We start from the raw sequence: 2,725 nt of genomic DNA, 5'->3' as shown, positions 1-2,725 counted from the left end.
CTGAAACAGGGGCAGGTTCAGCCCGAGCACGAACTGCGCCGCGTATACGGCCTCGGTGAGCTCGGTCCACGCCGCGGGGTCGACCATCGGCGGCGGCGGCCCGTACGGGTACAGACGCTCGGTCTCCTCGCGCAGCGCGGCGGCCGGGGTCGGCGTGAACCAGCGGCGGGCGATGGCGGGCAGCGGCCTGGTTTCTGGCATGGCGCGGCCCCCGATCACTTCGCCGCGATGGGCTCGGTCGGCGTCGGGTCGGCGCCATCGGACTCGGGATGCACGAGAATCGGGGCGAATTCCAGCGCGTGCTCGACGGCGCAATTGCCGGGCGTGCATTCGTCGTTGCACTCGTGCGGCGCATCGGCGGGCGCGGCGTCGGCCGTCACCGGGGCGAGGATGTTGTCGACCTGCTCGGCGAAGTCGTGCTGTCCGTACCAACGCAGGTTTTCCGCGAGCAGCGCGAGCCGCGCGGCGAGGTCGGTCGGCGGCGCGGCCACGCCGCGCGCTGCCAGGCTCGCGCCGAGCGAGGCGTACAGCACGCGGGCGTCGCCGGTGTCGAGGAACAGTGTCGTGCCGCCGCTCAGGCGGACGAGGTACTGATTGTGGTCGGGATCCCAGGCGACGCCGACGGGTGCGTGCGAGGCGATCGGGTATGTGACGGAGATGAACGAGCTCACGGCTGGTTCCTTTCGGGGCGGGGTACGTTGCTTGTGCCCCGGTCCCGACCGAGCAGCTTTCGGTCGGGCCCGGGTGCGTTAGAGAGGGACGTCGGCCGCTTCGAGCTCGTCGGCGGCCTGACGCAGGACGCGAGCGAGGTCGACGGCGGCGATCTTGAGTCGCGGGCGCTCGGCGGGCGGCTCGAGATAGAACACGGTCGCGCCGAACTGTTCCGGGTTATCGGGGTCGCGGCCGACCACGAGCGCCATCGCGCCGTAGCGGAGTGCCTCACGAAACTCCGGGCCCGGATCGAATTCGCCGTCGGCGCTCATCCCGGCCACCTGCGGGCGACGTTGTGAGCCTCGTTGAGGTGGTCGTTCATCTCGAGTGCGATCTCGCAGGCGGTCGCATCGGCGATTGCCGCCAGAGCGACGCGCAACGGCTTCGCGCGGCGGACAGCGCGGATGATGGTGAGCGCGATCAGGATTCGGGTCACGGCGAGACCGCCGTCGACCAGACCATGAGCGCGAACCACAGGGTGCCGAACGCGAGGATCAGCACGACGCCGCCGATCGCGCCGAGCAGTTTGCGAGTGCCGCGATAAACGTAGGGCAGATGCATCGCCTACCCCCGTCGCGATCCGAGGATGACGAGCGCACTGAGCCCGGCCGCGCCGAGGCCGCCGAGCACGACGATCGCGAACAGGGCGCTCACCGTGCGGCGGCTTTCAACTCGGCCATCTTGTCTCGCGCCCAACGGCCGTCTCGCTCCTGCTCCTCGGCGCGCTGCTTGCGGAGCTCGGCGGCGGCGCGGTCCGCAGCGCGGGCCCGTTCGTCAACCAGAGCGGACGGCGCCCGGCCCGCGAGCACGTCGCCGAGGTGCTGTGTGGAGTTGAATCCGAACCCGCGGGCGAATGCCTGTACGTCGTCGTGCGTGAGATCTGCGGCGCTGCCCAACTTCGGCGTGCTCATGCGCTCGCCTTTTCGGTGTCGTCGTCGGTGGCGACGAGCTGCTCGACGGTCGTTCCGAGGTAGTCGGCGAGCTTGTACAGCTCGCCGTACTTGAAATCGACCCGGCCGCAGAGACGCTGGCTCACGGCGGCTTGACTGATTCCCAGGACGGAACCGAGGTCCGTCTGCGAGGCTCGACGGCGAGCGGCAGCGGCGCGAACGTTCTCCGCTACTCGCTCAGTAGGTGATATGTCCATGAACGAGAAGCTACTCGCTGAGCAGGTAGCGCACAACCGTACAAAATGGTTTTCTTGTGTCTTGAGTCACCCTACGCAGCGAGTGAGCACGCCAAGACTGGTTATTTACGCGCTGAGCGGGTTGAATATCGGGGCATGACCACCTCTTTGCAGCTCATAGACGGCGATGGTGGCGAGAGCCCCAACGACGTCGTCGCGCGGCGCATCAGACAGGAACTAGCCGCGCAGAAGCGCCCCATGCCGCAAACCAAGATCGCGGCCCGGATCGGCATGAAACAGCAGGCGCTTTCGCGTCGGATGCTCGGTGAAGTGCCGTTCAATCTGAACGAGATCTATGCCGTGTGCGAAGCCGCCGGACTGGACACGTTCTACGTACTCACTGGGCGACGAGAAACCCCCCGTCCGGGTGGTCCGAACGAGGGGCTTCCGATGGATGTGCGCCCGGAGAGACTCGAACTCCCAACCTTCTGGTCCGTGCCTGACGACCTCTCTACCTGCGAAGAGATCGTTATCCCGCTCGCCGTTCCGGCGGCGCATCACTCGGCCGGTGCCGCTGCCTCGGAGGGCGGTCGCGGCATGATCTCGGCACCCGGAAACGGGTCGAATTCCGCCGATATCTACGGTGTTGACTCGTACGTTATCTCGGCGCGGGAGCGGTGCGCGGCATGACGATTCGCATCGACTCGGCGGAGCTGCGCGAGCGAATCCGTACGGCCGCGAGCGCGGCGCTCTGGGCCTACATGTCGTCGGCCGCGCCGGACCTCCCCGCGATCGACTGGTCGTTCGACGAGTCGGCGAGCTGTGGCGCTCAGGCACGCGGCTACGTCACCGATCTCGATCACGCCGACCCGGCGGCCGTCGCCGAGC

General features: G+C 68.0%; 9 protein-coding genes. 2 read left to right on the top strand and 7 right to left on the bottom strand.

All coding sequences use genetic code 11. From position 1 onward, the window contains the following. The 7 genes from ACIA5H_RS37045 to ACIA5H_RS37015 form a co-directional block, all read right to left on the bottom strand. The coding region (locus tag ACIA5H_RS37045) for a hypothetical protein (RefSeq protein WP_397080961.1) at nt 1-201 on the bottom strand (201 nt) is incomplete at its 3' end. Between the two features lie 14 nt (nt 202-215). Beyond that, a complete protein-coding gene (locus ACIA5H_RS37040; RefSeq protein WP_364599105.1) occupies nt 216-671 on the bottom strand; it encodes a hypothetical protein in 456 nt (151 codons plus the stop codon). A 78-nt stretch (nt 672-749) separates the two neighbouring features. After that, nucleotides 750-983 (bottom strand): hypothetical protein, encoded by a 234-nt coding sequence (locus tag ACIA5H_RS37035; RefSeq protein WP_364599108.1) that lies wholly within the window; start codon nt 981-983, stop codon nt 750-752. Beyond that, the gene (locus tag ACIA5H_RS37030) at nt 980-1,147 is read right to left on the bottom strand and encodes a hypothetical protein (RefSeq protein WP_364599110.1); all 168 of its coding nucleotides are present in this window, start codon (nt 1,145-1,147) and stop codon (nt 980-982) included. Before ACIA5H_RS37030 ends, ACIA5H_RS37035 begins: the two co-directional genes overlap by 4 nt. After that, nucleotides 1,144-1,272, bottom strand: a complete 129-nt coding sequence (locus ACIA5H_RS37025; protein WP_364599113.1) for a hypothetical protein — start codon at nt 1,270-1,272, stop codon at nt 1,144-1,146. The genes ACIA5H_RS37030 and ACIA5H_RS37025 overlap by 4 nt, the downstream gene beginning before the upstream one ends. A gap of 89 nt (nt 1,273-1,361) precedes the next feature. Continuing rightward, a complete protein-coding gene (locus ACIA5H_RS37020) occupies nt 1,362-1,622 on the bottom strand; it encodes a hypothetical protein (RefSeq protein ID WP_364599116.1) in 261 nt (86 codons plus the stop codon). Beyond that, entirely contained in the window at nt 1,619-1,858 is a 240-nt protein-coding gene (locus tag ACIA5H_RS37015) for a helix-turn-helix transcriptional regulator (protein ID WP_364599119.1), read from the bottom strand. The genes ACIA5H_RS37020 and ACIA5H_RS37015 overlap by 4 nt, the downstream gene beginning before the upstream one ends. Before the next feature lie 135 nt (nt 1,859-1,993). Between ACIA5H_RS37015 and ACIA5H_RS37010 the strand changes: the two genes are divergently transcribed. Both ACIA5H_RS37010 and ACIA5H_RS37005 read left to right on the top strand, forming a co-directional pair. Next, the gene (locus ACIA5H_RS37010; RefSeq protein WP_364599122.1) at nt 1,994-2,527 is read left to right on the top strand and encodes a helix-turn-helix transcriptional regulator; all 534 of its coding nucleotides are present in this window, start codon (nt 1,994-1,996) and stop codon (nt 2,525-2,527) included. Beyond that, nucleotides 2,524-2,725 (top strand): hypothetical protein (locus tag ACIA5H_RS37005; protein ID WP_397080957.1); only part of this gene is annotated, 202 nt, incomplete at its 3' end. The genes ACIA5H_RS37010 and ACIA5H_RS37005, both read left to right, overlap by 4 nt.

Source organism: Nocardia sp. NPDC051900 (genome assembly GCF_044452545.1).
GTDB lineage: Bacteria > Actinomycetota > Actinomycetes > Mycobacteriales > Mycobacteriaceae > Nocardia > Nocardia sichangensis.
The sequence above is the reverse complement of the archived record's forward strand: the minus strand, read 5'-3'. Positions and strand labels throughout refer to the sequence as shown.

Coding starts and splice junctions, on each gene's coding strand:
- ACIA5H_RS37035 (WP_364599108.1), bottom strand. CDS start 983: ATGAGCGCCGACGGCGAATTCGATCCGGGCCCGGAGTTTCGTGAGGCA.
- ACIA5H_RS37025 (WP_364599113.1), bottom strand. CDS start 1,272: ATGCATCTGCCCTACGTTTATCGCGGCACTCGCAAACTGCTCGGCGCG.
- ACIA5H_RS37020 (WP_364599116.1), bottom strand. CDS start 1,622: ATGAGCACGCCGAAGTTGGGCAGCGCCGCAGATCTCACGCACGACGAC.
- ACIA5H_RS37015 (WP_364599119.1), bottom strand. CDS start 1,858: ATGGACATATCACCTACTGAGCGAGTAGCGGAGAACGTTCGCGCCGCT.
- ACIA5H_RS37010 (WP_364599122.1), top strand. CDS start 1,994: ATGACCACCTCTTTGCAGCTCATAGACGGCGATGGTGGCGAGAGCCCC.